Raw genomic sequence first — 15383 nt, forward strand, 5'->3', positions numbered from 1 at the left:
TATCCATTATGGCTCATTAATTCAATTTATAGGGTACAATCATCGTGAATTCCGGAATGGCTACACGAACCTGTTTCCCATCAATAATACGTTCAACGAGGTAAGTACCGGCCATTTTGCCCATACTTGAGCGCAGATTGCAGCCCGATACATACTGATGAACTTCTCCGGGTTCCAGTACGGGTTGTAAACCAACCACGCCTTCCCCTTCAACCTCACGGACGGTGCCGTTGGAATCATAGATTGTCCAATGCCGTCTGAGCAACTGAATGGTATAGTCGCTGGCATTTTCGATCGTAATCCGGTAAGTGAACACGTAATGCGCTTGTAATGGACTGGAGTAATCGGATTGATACTCGGTCTTCACACTTACCTTTACGCCTTCTGTGACTGACGATACCATAAATTTAGTGTCGTTTGCAACCTTAAAACGAAAATTAAGTTGATTAGTTTTGATACGCAAGAACAGTCTTGAAAAAATTTTCAAAGAGTGGCTCTCGGCGTTTTTAGGCCTATAATGCCGAATCACCCTTATCAGTTCCCTACATGAACGTATCTATTGCAGAATCATGGCAAACAAGGCTACAGTTTGAATTTGATAAGCCTTATTTTATTGCGTTAGCGGAATTTCTGCGACAGGAATACAGTACCCAGCGGGTTTATCCACCCGGTCGGTTGATGTTCAACGCCTTCAATTCATGCAGTTTTGACGATACACGCGTTGTCATTCTCGGCCAGGACCCCTACCACGGCGAAGGGCAAGCCAATGGACTTGCGTTTTCGGTTGCCGATGGCATCAGTAAGCCGCCTTCTCTGGTCAATATTTTTAAAGAAATTCAGGATGATCTGGGCAAACCAGTTCCAAAATCGGGAAACCTCGAACGCTGGGCTCGCCAGGGTGTCATGTTACTCAACTCGACGCTTACCGTGCGGGCGGGGCAGGCAGGATCACATCAGGGCAAAGGCTGGGAAACGTTTACGGATGCGGTAATCAAACTGATCTCCGATGAGAAGCAACATGTCGTTTTTATGCTTTGGGGAGCTTACGCTCAAAAGAAAGGCGCTGTCATCGATAACAAAAAACACCTGGTTCTGAAAGCAAAACATCCATCGCCGATGGCTGCTCAATGGGGTGGCTGGTTCGGAACCAAGCATTTCAGTCAGGCCAATAACTATCTGGAAGGTAAAGGTCTACCGCCAATCGACTGGTAGTTTTCAGGGGGCAGTCTTCAGTTGGCGGTATTTTGGCAATAGTCATTTACTTACTGAAGACTGCCTACTGCTATCGTAATTTATAATCTGCCCGCATACCATCGCATATCCAGTTAGCCAGTGCCTGCCGATTACCGGCCAGCAGAAAGCGACGCTGATCTTTCTCGTTTCGGATGTTGCCTAATTCAATAAAGACGGTTGGTGGATGGCTGTTTTTTACCACATACAAGCTACTCCGGTCCGATACGTTGCCCAGATAGCTCCGGTTAGGTTGATAGCGCTTATAGCCAGCGTTGAAACTTCGATGAATATTTTTAGCCAGCCTTTTCCCTACTCCACTGTTCTGGTGGTGATAGAAAAACACATCGATGGTTTCGCCCGCGCTCCGGCTGTCGACATGAATGGTTACCATTCGTTGATACGCCCCTTTATGTTTTCGGTTGAGACGGTTCACGGCATCCGTACACTGGCGTAGCCGAAGGGTCTGGTTTAATGGAATTGTCTGTCGGAGATACGTAACTTCGTCGCGGTCCAGCTTCAGTATTTTATCATCCCGGATGCCATCATTAGGATCCTGAAGAATCATGTAAACAGTAGCGCCATGTTCCATCAGGGCACGAGCCAATCGGATAGTTACATCGTAGGCGTATTCGTCTTCGGGTAACACATACTTGCCGTACCGGCCCAGCGCGCCCGGATCAGGCCCGCCATGCCCCGATGCCAGATAATAGACCGCTCCCCTCAACAAATGATCTTTCACCGCCACATGGGCATATCTCGGACCAAACAAGGCCACAGTTGTTGATGAAACGACCTTCTTGTTTTCCTCCGCCAGCGCTTTTCTCTTGGTTGCTTTGCGATTGACTGCGCTTATTTTGGTGGTTGAGCGCCGATGTACTTTTCCCGCTATTCGTTTCTTGCCGGGTTTAGTCGGAGCGACATGGCCATTGGTTGGTCTGGCCAGAATCTGCTCATCTCCCCACCGACTTAAGCAGAAAAATAGGGTTAAAAGGACGACAAAAAACTGAGTATTGATGGAAGTATTCCGTTTCTGCACTGGCGTTATGTATCTATCTATGAACAAAGTAACGCTATCTTTCAGTGAAATGATGTAGATCTAGTGAATAAAGCGACTTCCATTTATGGAAAGGCCCCGAATGTACATTCGGGGCTTCACGTCAAACTCGTATGGCAGATTGATTAGTCAATCGTTCTAAACAACCGATTCCAGCGGATTTTATTCCAGATATTGGCTGGGTTTGGATCAAGCGACATCCAGACAAATACCGCTTTCCCAACGATGTGGTCTTCGGGAACGAAACCCCAGAAGCGGGAATCGAGTGAGTTATCACGGTTATCGCCCATCATGAAGTAATAATCCTGCTTGAAGGTATAGGACGTGATAGGCTGGCCACCAATTTTAATAGCAGCTGGTGTTACTTCCACTTTCTCGTTGCCTTCATACAATTCAATAACCGGGCCGTATAACGCAATTGTTTGCGCGTTGATCTGAATAGTAGCCCCTTTTTTCGGAATGGTGATCGGCCCGAAATTATCGTGATTCCACTTGAAAGTCGGTGTACCATAAATACCGGGCGACATCTCACCGGGCTTGTCAGCCATTGGCTCGATACCCTTCACCCAGTCGAATTCTTTAAATTTGGCCATTACATCGGCAGTGGTGTTCACCATATAGCCAACCATCGCTGATGTTTTGGTCGAGTCATTGTACTGCTCCAGTGGTTTCCAGTTTTCGGTTGGCTGGCTTGGGTCGCGGTAGTCGTTAACGATTTCGTATTTACGAAAGAAAGTGGCATCCAGCACTTCCGTTGTTTTTACGAAATACTTTTGTTCCGAACGGGGCGGACTTGGAAACGCTTTTCCGTTCACGAATACCTCACGCTGACGAACTTCGAGCACATCGCCCGGAATACCGATGCAGCGCTTAATGTAATTCGTTTTCAAATCAACGGGATAATCAATATTGTCGTTGAGGTATTTAGGCGGAACATTGAAGACCACGACATCCCCATTTTTGACGTGTGTGAATCCCGGTAAGCGGTAGGATGGCAACTGGATGGCCGTACTATAAGAAGGGATTTCGGTGCCCCATATTTTCTGGTGCGTCAGCGGAACCTGCAAGGGCGTTCTGGGCGTGCGGGTGCCATAATGAAGCTTGCTGACAAACAGGAAATCACCAACCATCAGGCTATTTTCCATCGAAGGTGTCGGAATCGTAAACGCTTCCATAAACAGCCATCGGATAAGCGTAGCCGCTACAACAGCGAACAAAACGGAATCGAACCACTCCCGAATGGCCGATTTTTTGGGTTTAGCCGGCCTCGTTTCGGCCTGTGTTTTGGTTATCGACACTGTAACTAATGATGAATTATGAATGATAAATGATGACTACGTTAACTAACGGGTAACTAATTGCATGAACTTTTAACGAAATTACGAAGATGGATTGGTTTTATTTGACCTATTCCGATTCATAATTGATCACTCCCTAATAAATCGTCCATTCCGAAGATGCCCTCACGGCCAATAATCCACTCTGCTGCAACCACTGCTCCAAGGGCAAAACCCTGCCTGCTGTGGGCAATATGTTTAATTTCAATTTGGTCAACCTCCGAGTCATACCGAACCGTATGGGTTCCGGGCACGGTTCCTTCACGCAGCGACTCAATTTCGACGGCGTCAGTCGAGTCGATTAACGAACCTTCGCTACCCGCTTCCCGATTTACCCAGCGATTTTTACCCGGCAGGTTTTCCAGAACGCCCTCTGCCAGCGTAATGGCCGTTCCGCTGGGAGCATCCCGTTTCTCGGTGTGGTGAATCTCTGTCATCGACACCTGATAGGATGGGTAATTCCGCATAAAACGAGCCAGCGTTTTATTTAACCGAAAGAACAGATTTACGCCGATGCTATAGTTCGATGCGTAGAAAAATGCACCTTTTTTTTCCTGGCATATCTTTTCGATTTCAGTCCGGTGACTTAGCCAGCCCGTTGTCCCGCAAACTACCGGCCAGCCACGCTGGAGGCAGTATTTGATATTCTCTGTGGCCGACTCAGGCGAGCTAAATTCAATCACCACATCGACAGCATCTGATGGCGTAGTCTCCAAATCAGCACGATTGTCAGCATCGATACGAGCGGCTATCTGGTGGCCCCGTTCGAGCGCAATTTGCTCGATGGCCTTACCCATTTTTCCGTAGCCAAGAAGAAGAATATTCATAAATAGTTAATCTATAACGAAGAATGTTAATGTAGATGGCATCTAGTCGTGTACATCATACGTCCTTCATTTAAACGTAAAAGCGACCCGAACGCCCGGCACAAAGCCTGCGCCTGGCACAGGCAACACACGAGGTTCGATGCGCATAGAAATATCGTCGGATAAATCAAACGTTTTGAGGTGGGCCGCCACATTAGCCTCAATGATATTAATGCCCCAAAGCGCAACCGACAGCAAAATATTCAGGTCACGATACCGACGATAGAGATCATAACCTGCTTTGGCCCCTGTTGTCGTGCGGATAATTTGTGTCCCGATCACAACAGAATCGACGGGCTCATATACTTTATCACTAATTTTTCGTCCGTAGAGAAGCAAACGATAGCCTTCCTCAGCCTGATTAGCCAAACCTTTATACTTGACAAATAAATAACCCATCACACCGAAACCAGCGTAAATAAATGGGATTTTATAGTATTGTCGGTTGTAGGCCTGCCCTAAACCGGGCAGGATCAGCGAGCGAATTGTAGCCTTTCGAGGGATGATTTTTCGGATTTGGGCTTCCTGCTTCGCTGTAACCTGAACAGTATCACTGGCCAGTGTTTCCGAACCGCCTTCTGGTGTCAACACAGAGCTTCCAACCCGAATCGGTCGGGGAGTCCCATCGGTGCCAATCCGACCCTTTTGCTGCACAGCCGGTGGAATCGTATCCGGGGTTGAACGCAACTGAGCTGTCGAATCGACTGGTGCCGGTGTTGGAGCCGGATTAATGGCTGGTTGCTGGGCAAACAGGGGCAACGTAAACAACAGAACAACTATAAATAAGGCAATAACTTGTTTCATAGAAACACAACGCCCAATGCCACTTCGTCTCGACCGACGAGTCACCCTTTTAAGGTAATTTAACACGGTCACGCCTGTGAGTTCAGTACCTCCAGAATTTTAGTTAATTCTTCCTGAGAAGTAAACGGAATTTTGATTTCGCCCTTATGTTTTTCGTCTGCCTTAATCGAAACCTTCGTACCAAACAACGACGATAGCTTAAACTGAAGACTACGCATCTCCTGCTTGGGCAGCGTTACACGGCGGGTGGCGATGGGTTCTTCCTCATCGTCAGACAGATTTCGAACGGCTTCTTCAACCTTCCGAACCGACCATTCTTCGTCGACGGCGCGGTTAAAAAGGCGAATTTGCGAATCGGGGTTTTCAATATTAATGATCGCACGGGCGTGCCCCATCGAAATTTTATTGTCACGAAGGGCAGCCTGAATTACGGGCGGAAGCTTCAGAAGCCGGATGTAGTTATTAACCGTTGTGCGGTTTTTTCCAACACGTTCGCCCAGTTCTTCCTGTTTCAGGCTACATTCGGTAATAAGACGCTGATAGCTCAGGGCAATTTCTATGGAGTTGAGGTTTTCGCGCTGGATGTTCTCAATCAGAGCCATTTCCAGCATTTGCTGGTCGTTGGCTGTCCGGACATAAGCCGGAATATGCGTCATTCCAATCAGTTTGGATGCCTGCAGACGCCGTTCGCCCGAAATTAACTGGTAGCGATCTTTGCCCAGTTGCCGAACCGTAATAGGCTGAATAATCCCCTGAATCCGAATGGAGTCGGCTAATTCCTGTAAGGCTTCTTCATCAAAACGGGTACGGGGTTGAAAAGGATTTGTTTCAATCAGCGTCAAACTGATTTCCGTCATCGTACTGATGGACTCAAACGGCGACGGTTTCGACTGCCGATTGACCGCTTCGCTGTCGTGCAACAGGGCACCCAAGCCTCGGCCCAATCCTATCATCTTCTTATTCGGTGCTTTGGTGTTCGCGTTGTCCATACCTGTAGCGCGGGAGGAAGCCCGCATTTTCTCTACACTACTAACGGGTTCCCACCCGCTTTACACTTCATGTGGCATCAACCCGTTTTTAGCCAGAATTTCGCGGGCCAGATTCAGGTAGCTCACTGCTCCTTTGCTGTCGGCATCCTGAGCAAGTGCCGGAACGCCGAAGCTTGGCGACTCACTCAGTCGAATATTCCGCGGAATGATGGTGCTGAATACCATCTGCTGAAAATGACTGGTCACTTCGCCAACTACCTGATTCGACAGGCGGACACGCAGATCATACATAGTCAGCAAAATTCCTTCAATGGACAAATGCGTATTTAATCGCGATTGAATAATCTTGATCGTATTGAGCAATTTACCCAGGCCTTCGAGCGCAAAATACTCGCATTGAACCGGAATTATAACTGAATCAGCAGCGGTCAGGCTGTTGATTGTAATTAACCCCAGCGACGGCGAGCAGTCGATAATGATGAAATCGTACTCGTCGCGGATGCTGTCGAGGGCATTTTTCATCTTATCCTCCCGATTTTGGAGATTAATCATCTCGATTTCAGCACCAACGAGGTCAATGTGCGAAGGAAGTAAATTCAGGTTCGGGAAATCCGTCTGAATAATGGCATCCTGTGGACGAACTCCTTCGACCATGCACTCGTAAATGCTGTTCTCGATTTCTTTTGGATTGTATCCCAGCCCGGAGGTTGAGTTCGCCTGCGGATCTGCATCTACAATAAGCGTCTGAAATTCGAGGGCGGCCAAGCTGGCGGCCAAATTGATTGTTGTCGTAGTTTTACCGACGCCCCCCTTTTGGTTGGCGATAGCAATGACTTTACCCATGGGTCTGTGCGTTGCAGTCCCAAAGATGCCGGATAGTTTTCACGAATGCAAGAACTGTTCCACGGAATGTTCCACAAAATTTAAGGAGTGAGTGGGTGAATGAGTGAATGAGTGAATAGATGGCGCAAAAACTATTCACTCATTCACTCATTCACCCACTCACTCATTCAGTCACAATTAACTCAGGCCCAAACCTTTGTGCCTTCTGTGCAGTTACGGCACATTTCTATTTCGGAACGGGAGCGGAGTAATGTCTGGCGAAACTCCTGGTAAGACGGCCCTTGCCAGAGGTCAGCAAATGATTCGTTCTGAAGGTTGCCAAGCCGATGGTGCGCGTCTTTATCGAAACAGCAGGGCACCACCAGACCATCCCAGGTGATTACACAGGAATGCCACATTTTCCAGCAATGGTCACCGAAGCCATTCTTGATGGCATACGTCCCGTCGGACTGGTGAGCGTACCGGCTATACTGGTCGATTGTCGGAATCAGATCTGAACCGTGTTCATAGTCATAGATCTGCGCCGTTTTCAGGCCAACTTCATCGACGCCTAATTCACGCGCCAGTTTTTTTACTTCCGCAATCTGGTGCTGGTTGGGCTTTACGACCAGAAACTGGAACACAACATGGGGCGTCCGTGATTTCAGTTCTTTTTTCCAGCGGATAATGTTCTTCGTGCCCTCCAGCACCTTTTCGAGCTTTCCTCCTACCCGATACTGCTGATACACTTCCTGTGTAGTTCCATCGATGGAAATAATCAATCGATCCAGGCCCGATTCAACCGTTTTTCGGGCATTGGCATCGGTTAGGTAATGAGCATTGGTGCTGGTAGCGGTATAGATATTGCGCTCGGTAGCATAGCGCACGAGTTCCAGGAACTGTGGGTGCAGATAGGGTTCACCCTGAAAATAAAAGATCAGATAAAGCAGCGTTTCGTGCAGTTCATCGATCGTACGTTTGTAGAGATCTTCCCCGAGCATTCCGGTCGGGCGCGTAAATGACCGAAGACCGCTGGGGCACTCAGGGCATCGCAAATTGCAGGAAGTAGTTGGTTCAAACGATACTGACATGGGCAAGCCCTGGTGCATGGACTGGCCCGTTTGTCGGGAACGGTAATAGCTGTACAATACCTTCAGCGCATTAGCCACACGCTTTGGCGTTAGTTTGGAAGCAAAGTTAAGGCCGTCGAGCAGGTTGCGATTCATGGTTGTAAAGGTACAACCGAAAGCCCTATCGAAACACGTTCTTCAAATCAATCGAGATACCGTTGGTTGGATCGGTGAGTGTGTTGTTATGAAACACTAATTCCTCGTCGCCAGGCAACAAAACAAACACCGCTCGCAGCATCGGTTGAACGAGCCAGTATGATTTTACGCCAGCAGAAAAATAAGTTAACGATTTCTCAATCAGTTCAGTAACTGATTGAGAAGGAGACAGAATCTCAACTACCGTCAATGGTACACGAGCCACTTTAATTTCATCTTTCGTCCAGTTGGGCGCTTGCGATGGAAAAATACTTAAATCAGGGACCGTAGGAGGATTTGGACTTTGTAGTGTCACTTCGCTAACAATGTCGAACATATCGCGATAATGGTCCATCACCTCAAATATAATTCGAGCTTCAAGTAATCCGTGATTAAAACTTGGCATGGGTTTACCTCTCTCCATTTCGTAATCCGTCAGATCGGACTCTTCAACAACTGCTTCCATTTCGTTGACTGATTTGTTTGAGGAAAGATACTCCGAAATACTTGTTTGATCAAGCTTATTTATGGCATTGTATGTGCTTACGGCATCAATTATCGCCAGTCTAAGCGTCTTCTTCCAGTCGCCAAACCCGGCATCCGCCCTCCTCAAAAACTAGCTCCATCGAAGCCGCTTCCTCCAGTTCTGGTATCGTTTCGGGCAAACTGCCGGTCATGCTGGCAGCAAAAATATAGCCAGTCGGGCCTGTGTGTGTCCAGGCAATGTAGTCACGATCGGTGTTCTGTGCATCAGGAGCCACCAGCCAGCGGGTTTCCTGACCGGCAATGACTGGCCAGATACGTTCGGCAAACGTCCGGATACGCAGAATACTCTTGAATTGCTCTACGTTCTGGCCCCATTCATACGGACCGTGGGTCACCTTATCGGGCTGACGATCATCCTCGATCTGAAAAACGTACAGTTTTGAATATTCTTCGTTCGTTCCCCGCTCATCATGGAGATTACGCAATTCAAATCCCAGGCCGATATAACTGGGCATATCGGTTAGAAAAAGCGCCGTAAAATAGCGAAACAGATTTCCGGTCTGGTAGAATTCATCGAAGCGCGGATCATCTTTATCGGCCGAAATAACGGTAAAATTAGGCGCAAACCGGCGCGTCTTCAAGTAGTCGTAATAGGCCGAGAACTGGCGATTAAACTCCTCCGAGCCCACAACAAGGGACTGCAAATCACCGAGTGTCGAATCAGCTTCAATAGCCTCCAGATGGTCTAATTCATCACCATAACCCATCACATCGGGCGGAGCCAGAAACGTTTCGGCAAAGAACGCGAAATGAGGTGCCCCATTCCCCCGGACATAGCGTTTAATAGCCCGCAAAGGATCATAGTAATGCCCGATCATGTCCGGAACACCCGCTGGCCGCATCTGAACATGCGCCATGTCGCCCCGCATAAAGTCGAAATTATAGGTCTGCTGACACTCGTGCACTTTCTGGCAGATATAGGCCCAGGCCGGGTAATTCGGTCGGTCGAAGTCAAGCTCCCAGTTCTGGTTGTTATCTTTCGACTCATAGAAACGATACCGGGCCAATGGACCAAATACACGCGACATCAGTTGCGGTTCGTCGAAGGCATACTGATACCAGGTTTGTCCGTATTCGTCGACGATAAAATCTGTTGGATCAATATGAATTCCCCGATACGGTGGGGCCATTGTCATGGGAAGTGTTTCGAGGCCCTGCGCTGTCAGGTGACGAATCAGATTAATTCTTCGCTGAAGACGCCCGCCATAGTCGTTAAAATGTCCAAACAAAATTCGTGATCGCTGATCGTCGGTCAGAATAGCCAGCTCGGTAGAAAAGAAAACATCTTTGGCGAAAGTTATAGGCGTTCCATCGGCGGCTCCGACATACTTCAGGTATTGCCAGATCGCTTCTTCTACATATTTATAAACCAGACTGGAATGATCATTAATTTTATCGCCGTCGCGCTGAACCCACTCGAACAAGGACGGACAGGCCAGCACCATTTCCGAAAAGCGGTCGGTATGTGGAATGACATCCATCCCAACGGTGCGCCCCATAGCATGGAGCAGGTTCATAACCACCTTTAGTTGTTTTTCGACCGTATCCAGCGCCGGAACAAAGCGCGCCAGGTCGACATCAAAAAACTCAGGATTGATTTGCCAGCTTACCATACCATATAAGCTCCCAACCACACCCGGCTCCCAGATCGGTAGCAGGTGAATACTGTCATGACTGGCCGGAAGCGTGAGAACGTAATTGACAACCTGCCAAAAGGAGCCAATCGTCCGTACGTTGACACCGATCATATTACTACGCTTTATCCATTCGCCATCGGGCCGGCCTTTAACAGGGCTGGTAATGGTTTCAACCGGATCTAACGCCCGTCGAAGCGTTTCGTTCCCTAAACGTTTGTGCAGCATTTCCAGCGTCTGATAGACCGAAAATTGCATGGCAAATTGCGGCAACAGATTGGCAATAAACGATGAACGCCCAGAGTGATAGGCCTCCGTGTAGATTGGGTGATTCAATTGCCAATCGGCTTTTAGATCGTTGGACAAGATAGACATGGAGCAAATGTAAAACGGTTTTTATAAAACCAAATAGACTTGTTAATTGTCTAATTATTTATCGAGAGCACATCAAACTGGTGAATAGCCTTCGGGGCTGAATTACTGTCGACAATCGGAATGTTCAAAACAGACGTTGTCATTATTGGTGGCGGGTTGGCTGGCCTGGTCAGCGCCCTGGAACTGGCCAAAGCGGGCCATACCGTTGTGCTGGTGGAGCGTAAGTCCTATCCGTTTCATAAAGTCTGTGGCGAATATGTATCCAATGAAGTAAAACCCTACATCCAGGCTTTAGGCGTTGATTTGGGCATTCTTGGCGCTGCTACCATCAATCATTTTCAGGTATCGGCTCCTTCGGGTCGGTCGTTATATGCGCCCCTGGATCTGGGCGGATTTGGCATCAGTCGTTATACGCTTGACCATGAGTTGTACCAGTTAGGCAAAGCCGCCGGTGTTGAGTTCCTGCTCAATCAAGAGGTCGACAACGTACTATTCAATGACAACCTGTTTACGATTTCGGTAAGCGACCGACTCTCCGGATCCAGCCAGACCCTGACCAGTCGATTAGTAATTGGCGCCTTTGGAAAACGATCCAAACTCGACAAAACCCTCGATCGGTCTTTCATGCGGCAATCCAGCCGGTCTCCTTATATCGGAGTCAAGTACCACATCAAATGTGATTTCCCGACGGATCTGATAGCGCTGCATAATTTCACGGATGGCTACTGCGGTATGTCGGCTATCGAAGACGGAAAATATTGTCTCTGCTATCTGACAACCCGCTCTAATTTGCGTTTATCTGGTAATATTCCCGATATGGAGCGCGCTATTTTATACAAAAACCCGCATTTGAAGACTGTCTTTGAAACTGCCGATTTTTTGTATGATAAACCCGAAGTGATCAATGAAATTTCATTTACATCGAAGCAGTCTGTCGAAAATCATATGCTTATGGTGGGCGATTCGGCCGGTCTGATCACACCTCTGTGCGGCAATGGTATGGCCATGGCTATTCATGGGGCAAAGCTGGCCAGCGATCTCTCGACTGCTTTTTTGAGCGGTCAGCTAAACCGCTCCGATCTGGAACAACGCTACCAGCACGATTGGTCGAAATTGTTTGCTCAGCGCCTTTGGGTTGGGCGTACCGTACAACAATTCTTTGGTAATGACTGGTTAACGGAACTAGCCGTGCGAACGCTGGGTGCATTCAAACCGGCGCTTCGCGGTATTATGCGTCAGACCCACGGAGCCATGATTTGAGAAAATCGTTCTCAGTAGGCAGTGGGATTGCCTACTGAGAACGGAGAACCTGCTTACTCACTTTTAAATCGCCTGGGAAAACGAACCCGAACCAGGGTGCCTTTGTCAGAACTGGTTTCGATATCAAGATTAGCCTCCAGCAACTCACACAGGCGTTTCACAATATGCAATCCCACACCTTCTCCTTTCGATTTGATGGCGTTCGGTTGGCGTGGAGGGCCTGGCGACTCGCTCACGGGAAGCTCTGGCTTAACCCGACTATCAAACACTGATGCGCTATCCTGAGTAGGCTTCAGCGTACCGACTATCGAACTTAGTGAACTATCGGGCAGTCCGGGCCCTGTATCCTGAATGCCAACTGTCCATTGGTGATCATTTTCTTCTACCCAGGAAATAGAGACAACACCCTTTTCGGTGTACATGAGCGCATTTAATAACAGATTTTGAACAATGCGTCGAACCTTACCCGGATCGCTTTTTACCACAAGCTGTTCCGGGCCATCGGCCAGCAGTGGTAAACCCTGCTGAATGGCCAAAGGCTGAGCACCCTGCACTAATTCGTGCAACAGAGCTGCTACATCGAACTCACTGATTTCCGGGGTCTCCTGCCCTGCTTCTAATCGAGCCAGACTCATCAGGCTTTGCAGCATGGTTTCCAGATTGGTCAGGTTTCGGTTGAGCATCGCCATCAACTGGTTACGCTCTTCGGGACTTTGATTATCCAGATCGAGCATAAAGACAGCACCTTGCGCAATGCCTACGCTACTGCGAAGATCATGGCTGGATGTTCGTAAGAGGTCCGATCGCTGACGAGCGAGTTCATTCAGTTGATTAAGAGCTCCCTGGAGTGCATCGGCGCGGCTAGCTGCAGCCGTTCTTTCCAGATCATCGTAGCGGGCAGCACTTCCTTCGAGCGTCTCTTCATTGATACCGATAATTTCACCATATGCCCGCGTAAGCACGTTTACATTCGTGGCCGGATAAAGTTCAGCATACGTTTTTAGTTCATCCGAAACAATCCGAAACAGATGTCCGATTTCTTTCAGTAATTCCCGTAACGTGTATCCTTTATGCCAGCGATGTAACCCATGCTCGTTAGCGACTTGCATAGGGTCCAGTTCTGCCGGTTGTCCAACCAGTCGCTGTCCCAGGATATTAAGCATGGTCGGCACCATATCATTAAACTCTTCGCGGGAGAGTCCAGACGTAGCCAGTATGGTTGTATCCTGTTCGCAGCGGGTTCGCCATCCGTTGAGTATTGCCTCACGCCGGGCAAATAAGTAGGTAGCTAAGTCTGGTTGCAACGAAGCCGCTGATAAAGGCTCATTTGTCATAGCATTAGCAAATTTTAGTATAAGTTGAATAGTGGTTTTTATCAATTCTATTAACTGTAATAGCGTAATTGAGTTTTATAGTTATGTTGGTGAAGTCGTTTTTGTGTTGCCATAGTTATTCGAAAGGCGTTCCACGATTCTTATATTGCTTCACCAGCACACGGCTCTAAGCGAAAATCCTGGCTGGCGTAGCCAACTCTATTTCTCAGGTAAAGCTGTGACGCATTCAGCCACCCGTAACCAGTCGCTCTGGTAGCCGTCAGCGAACGCAATTGCTATTTTTTCTTGATTCTACCCCTTATATTGCCATACTAATCTTAAATTATCCTTCTCAACGCAACAAATGAGCCTGAATCGTCACAATTTGTCAGTAAGCAGCCAGAATTTTAAGCACGCCAGTCTGCTGGTTGTAGAAGACAATGACGACCATTGGCATTTGATACAGCTGGCAATGAGCCGGTCATTGGCAGAGGTTAAAGCAATTCGGGCAGCCAACGCCGATGAAGCGATAGCCTACCTGAATAATTGCTTTTTAAATGGCTATGATTTACCAAAACTGATCCTGCTTGATTTATATCTGCCCGATCGTGAAGCAGGCTGGGGTTTATTGAAACAGCTTAAGCACAGTTCATCGGCCTTTAAACAATTACCCATTGTCATTTTAAGCTACTCCAATAACCGGGAAGACATTTCCGAATCCTATTTCTACGGTAGTACATCCTACATTACCAAGCCTAGTGATATAGGCGAATGGCAATCCTATATTGAAACTCTCCGTATTTATTGGTGGGAAACCGTTACGCTGCCGAACGATCGCATCATCATGTAAGCACCCATACTGACCCCTGCTGCGAATCTGAGATTCGTTAGTATTTACCAGTCACTTACTGCTCATTACTTTATCAACGGGTAACGCAGCAAAGGTTAGCCAGTACCGGCAAATACGCTCAGTAGCTTCAGCAAAAGCAACATAATTGGTCTCACAGACAACCGAATTGGCTCCGGCAGCGTAACAGACTTCAACGTCATTGCCCGACTGCTCCCGCAGAAACACAACGGTAGGAATGTGCCGGAAGCGGTTATCCGTCTTAATAAATTCAAGCGTATTCAATAAGGCCCAGCCAACCGTCCGAACTTCCAGAAATACCAGAGCAGGTAAGCGCTCGGGTACAGTCTGGGGCAATTGCCCAATTAGCGAAGTACTGGATTCGAAAAACTGAATGGCATAATGGGGGCACTTTTCGTTGATAATTTCTGCCAGCAACTGGCGTTTTCGCTCATCCTGCATAAACGCATACACGAATCGCTCAGGCAACTCAATGCCCTGTTTTGCTCGCCCAAACCGACTCTTATCGTTCTTTTCAACGGGTTCATCCCCTAAGGCTTCCGTTAAATCCGTTTCATCGTGAGTCGTATTGGAAGCGTGCAGATCATTGGCTACCTCCAGCCATCGACGTCGACTAATCGGCAATAGAGTCCCCCCCAGCATGGTTATAGATCCCGGCGCTTTCGCACGCAGGGGTGGGGTGATATCTTGTATATAAGCTGGATTTATCAGCGCCGTCTTATGAATTCTGATGCATGACGGCAATAACTTTTCAAAGTAAGTTAATGATTTCGACACCAACAGCCGAGGTCTGTCCTTGAAGTAGACCCACGTGTAATTACTAGCGCCTGTCAGATGAGTAATTACTGCCAAATTGCTCACTATCTCCTTCTGCTTCATACTATACTAAAGCAGTGTTTGTATTTTTTTGTTTATCAGGAACGGAGACTTCGGGCTAAACCATCCTCAGCGTACGCATTCAAAAGCACACTTCTGATCGGCCTCATTAGGACTTTTTCTGGAAATTATCAATTTAAC

The 15383-nt window shown here is 47.9% G+C and carries 15 protein-coding genes and 1 pseudogene; 3 read left to right on the forward strand and 13 right to left on the reverse strand.

Translation table 11 applies throughout. From position 1 onward, the window contains the following. Positions 1-16 precede the first annotated feature (16 nt). On the reverse strand, positions 17-403 hold the full coding sequence (gene apaG, locus G8759_RS32055) for a Co2+/Mg2+ efflux protein ApaG (protein ID WP_162389944.1): 387 nt from the start codon (positions 401-403) through the stop codon (positions 17-19). Positions 404-546: 143 nt separating this feature from the next. On the opposite strand from apaG, the gene ung reads away from it, so the two are divergent. Continuing rightward, the gene (ung, locus tag G8759_RS32060) at positions 547-1212 is read left to right on the forward strand and encodes a uracil-DNA glycosylase (RefSeq protein WP_167217317.1); all 666 of its coding nucleotides are present in this window, start codon (positions 547-549) and stop codon (positions 1210-1212) included. A gap of 70 nt (positions 1213-1282) precedes the next feature. Here ung and G8759_RS32065 read toward each other — a convergent pair whose 3' ends face one another. The 9 genes from G8759_RS32065 to G8759_RS32105 form a co-directional block, all read right to left on the reverse strand. Next, positions 1283-2269: an N-acetylmuramoyl-L-alanine amidase family protein gene (locus tag G8759_RS32065; RefSeq protein WP_232074031.1), complete on the reverse strand. Its 987-nt coding sequence runs from the start codon at positions 2267-2269 to the stop codon at positions 1283-1285. Positions 2270-2412: 143 nt separating this feature from the next. After that, positions 2413-3585: a signal peptidase I gene (gene lepB, locus G8759_RS32070; protein ID WP_167217319.1), complete on the reverse strand. Its 1173-nt coding sequence runs from the start codon at positions 3583-3585 to the stop codon at positions 2413-2415. 119 nt (positions 3586-3704) lie between these two features. Next, on the reverse strand, positions 3705-4451 hold the full coding sequence (gene dapB / locus G8759_RS32075) for a 4-hydroxy-tetrahydrodipicolinate reductase (protein WP_167217321.1): 747 nt from the start codon (positions 4449-4451) through the stop codon (positions 3705-3707). Positions 4452-4517: 66 nt separating this feature from the next. Beyond that, the gene (locus tag G8759_RS32080) at positions 4518-5294 is read right to left on the reverse strand and encodes a DUF5683 domain-containing protein (RefSeq protein WP_167217323.1); all 777 of its coding nucleotides are present in this window, start codon (positions 5292-5294) and stop codon (positions 4518-4520) included. A gap of 68 nt (positions 5295-5362) precedes the next feature. After that, a complete protein-coding gene (locus G8759_RS32085; RefSeq protein ID WP_167217325.1) occupies positions 5363-6283 on the reverse strand; it encodes a ParB/RepB/Spo0J family partition protein in 921 nt (306 codons plus the stop codon). A gap of 60 nt (positions 6284-6343) precedes the next feature. Next, positions 6344-7126 (reverse strand): ParA family protein, encoded by a 783-nt coding sequence (locus tag G8759_RS32090; protein WP_162389937.1) that lies wholly within the window; start codon positions 7124-7126, stop codon positions 6344-6346. A gap of 182 nt (positions 7127-7308) precedes the next feature. Beyond that, complete coding sequence (locus G8759_RS32095) at positions 7309-8331, reverse strand: SPASM domain-containing protein (protein ID WP_167217327.1); 1023 nt, start codon at positions 8329-8331, stop codon at positions 7309-7311. Between the two features lie 25 nt (positions 8332-8356). Then, positions 8357-8836 carry a Uma2 family endonuclease gene (locus tag G8759_RS32100; protein ID WP_167217329.1) on the reverse strand — a complete coding sequence of 160 codons (480 nt, stop codon included), beginning with the start codon at positions 8834-8836 and terminating at the stop codon, positions 8357-8359. 100 nt (positions 8837-8936) lie between these two features. Beyond that, the gene (locus G8759_RS32105) at positions 8937-10925 is read right to left on the reverse strand and encodes an alpha-amylase family protein (RefSeq protein ID WP_167217331.1); all 1989 of its coding nucleotides are present in this window, start codon (positions 10923-10925) and stop codon (positions 8937-8939) included. A gap of 120 nt (positions 10926-11045) precedes the next feature. Between G8759_RS32105 and G8759_RS32110 the strand changes: the two genes are divergently transcribed. Then, on the forward strand, positions 11046-12185 hold the full coding sequence (locus G8759_RS32110; RefSeq protein WP_167217333.1) for an NAD(P)/FAD-dependent oxidoreductase: 1140 nt from the start codon (positions 11046-11048) through the stop codon (positions 12183-12185). A gap of 53 nt (positions 12186-12238) precedes the next feature. Here the strand turns inward: G8759_RS32110 and G8759_RS32115 are convergent, their stop codons facing one another. After that, positions 12239-13519, reverse strand: coding sequence for a sensor histidine kinase (locus G8759_RS32115; protein ID WP_167217335.1), 1281 nt, complete (start codon positions 13517-13519; stop codon positions 12239-12241). A 343-nt stretch (positions 13520-13862) separates the two neighbouring features. On the opposite strand from G8759_RS32115, the gene G8759_RS32120 reads away from it, so the two are divergent. Beyond that, positions 13863-14348 (forward strand): response regulator, encoded by a 486-nt coding sequence (locus tag G8759_RS32120; protein ID WP_167217337.1) that lies wholly within the window; start codon positions 13863-13865, stop codon positions 14346-14348. 51 nt (positions 14349-14399) lie between these two features. On the opposite strand, the gene G8759_RS32125 is transcribed toward G8759_RS32120, so the two are convergent. Next, positions 14400-15008, reverse strand: a complete 609-nt coding sequence (locus G8759_RS32125) for a response regulator (protein WP_232074032.1) — start codon at positions 15006-15008, stop codon at positions 14400-14402. A gap of 9 nt (positions 15009-15017) precedes the next feature. Beyond that, positions 15018-15245 (reverse strand): annotated as a pseudogene (locus G8759_RS36520) (LytTR family transcriptional regulator DNA-binding domain-containing protein); the annotation flags it as partial. Between the last annotated feature and the right edge of the window lie 138 nt (positions 15246-15383).

This window comes from Spirosoma aureum, assembly GCF_011604685.1.
GTDB classification, from domain to species: domain Bacteria; phylum Bacteroidota; class Bacteroidia; order Cytophagales; family Spirosomataceae; genus Spirosoma; species Spirosoma aureum.

Bases quoted from the DNA above. Each gene is read 5' to 3' on its own strand.
- G8759_RS32090 (WP_162389937.1), bottom strand. From the start codon at position 7,126: ATGGGTAAAGTCATTGCTATCGCCAACCAAAAGGGGGGCGTCGGTAAA.
- G8759_RS32105 (WP_167217331.1), bottom strand. From the start codon at position 10,925: ATGTCTATCTTGTCCAACGATCTAAAAGCCGATTGGCAATTGAATCAC.
- G8759_RS32120 (WP_167217337.1), top strand. From the start codon at position 13,863: ATGAGCCTGAATCGTCACAATTTGTCAGTAAGCAGCCAGAATTTTAAG.
- G8759_RS32085 (WP_167217325.1), bottom strand. From the start codon at position 6,283: ATGGACAACGCGAACACCAAAGCACCGAATAAGAAGATGATAGGATTG.
- G8759_RS32115 (WP_167217335.1), bottom strand. From the start codon at position 13,519: ATGACAAATGAGCCTTTATCAGCGGCTTCGTTGCAACCAGACTTAGCT.
- G8759_RS32100 (WP_167217329.1), bottom strand. From the start codon at position 8,836: ATGGAAGCAGTTGTTGAAGAGTCCGATCTGACGGATTACGAAATGGAG.
- G8759_RS32125 (WP_232074032.1), bottom strand. From the start codon at position 15,008: ATGCTGGGGGGGACTCTATTGCCGATTAGTCGACGTCGATGGCTGGAG.
- dapB (WP_167217321.1), bottom strand. From the start codon at position 4,451: ATGAATATTCTTCTTCTTGGCTACGGAAAAATGGGTAAGGCCATCGAG.
- apaG (WP_162389944.1), bottom strand. From the start codon at position 403: ATGGTATCGTCAGTCACAGAAGGCGTAAAGGTAAGTGTGAAGACCGAG.
- G8759_RS32095 (WP_167217327.1), bottom strand. From the start codon at position 8,331: ATGAATCGCAACCTGCTCGACGGCCTTAACTTTGCTTCCAAACTAACG.
- ung (WP_167217317.1), top strand. From the start codon at position 547: ATGAACGTATCTATTGCAGAATCATGGCAAACAAGGCTACAGTTTGAA.
- G8759_RS32110 (WP_167217333.1), top strand. From the start codon at position 11,046: ATGTTCAAAACAGACGTTGTCATTATTGGTGGCGGGTTGGCTGGCCTG.
- G8759_RS32080 (WP_167217323.1), bottom strand. From the start codon at position 5,294: ATGAAACAAGTTATTGCCTTATTTATAGTTGTTCTGTTGTTTACGTTG.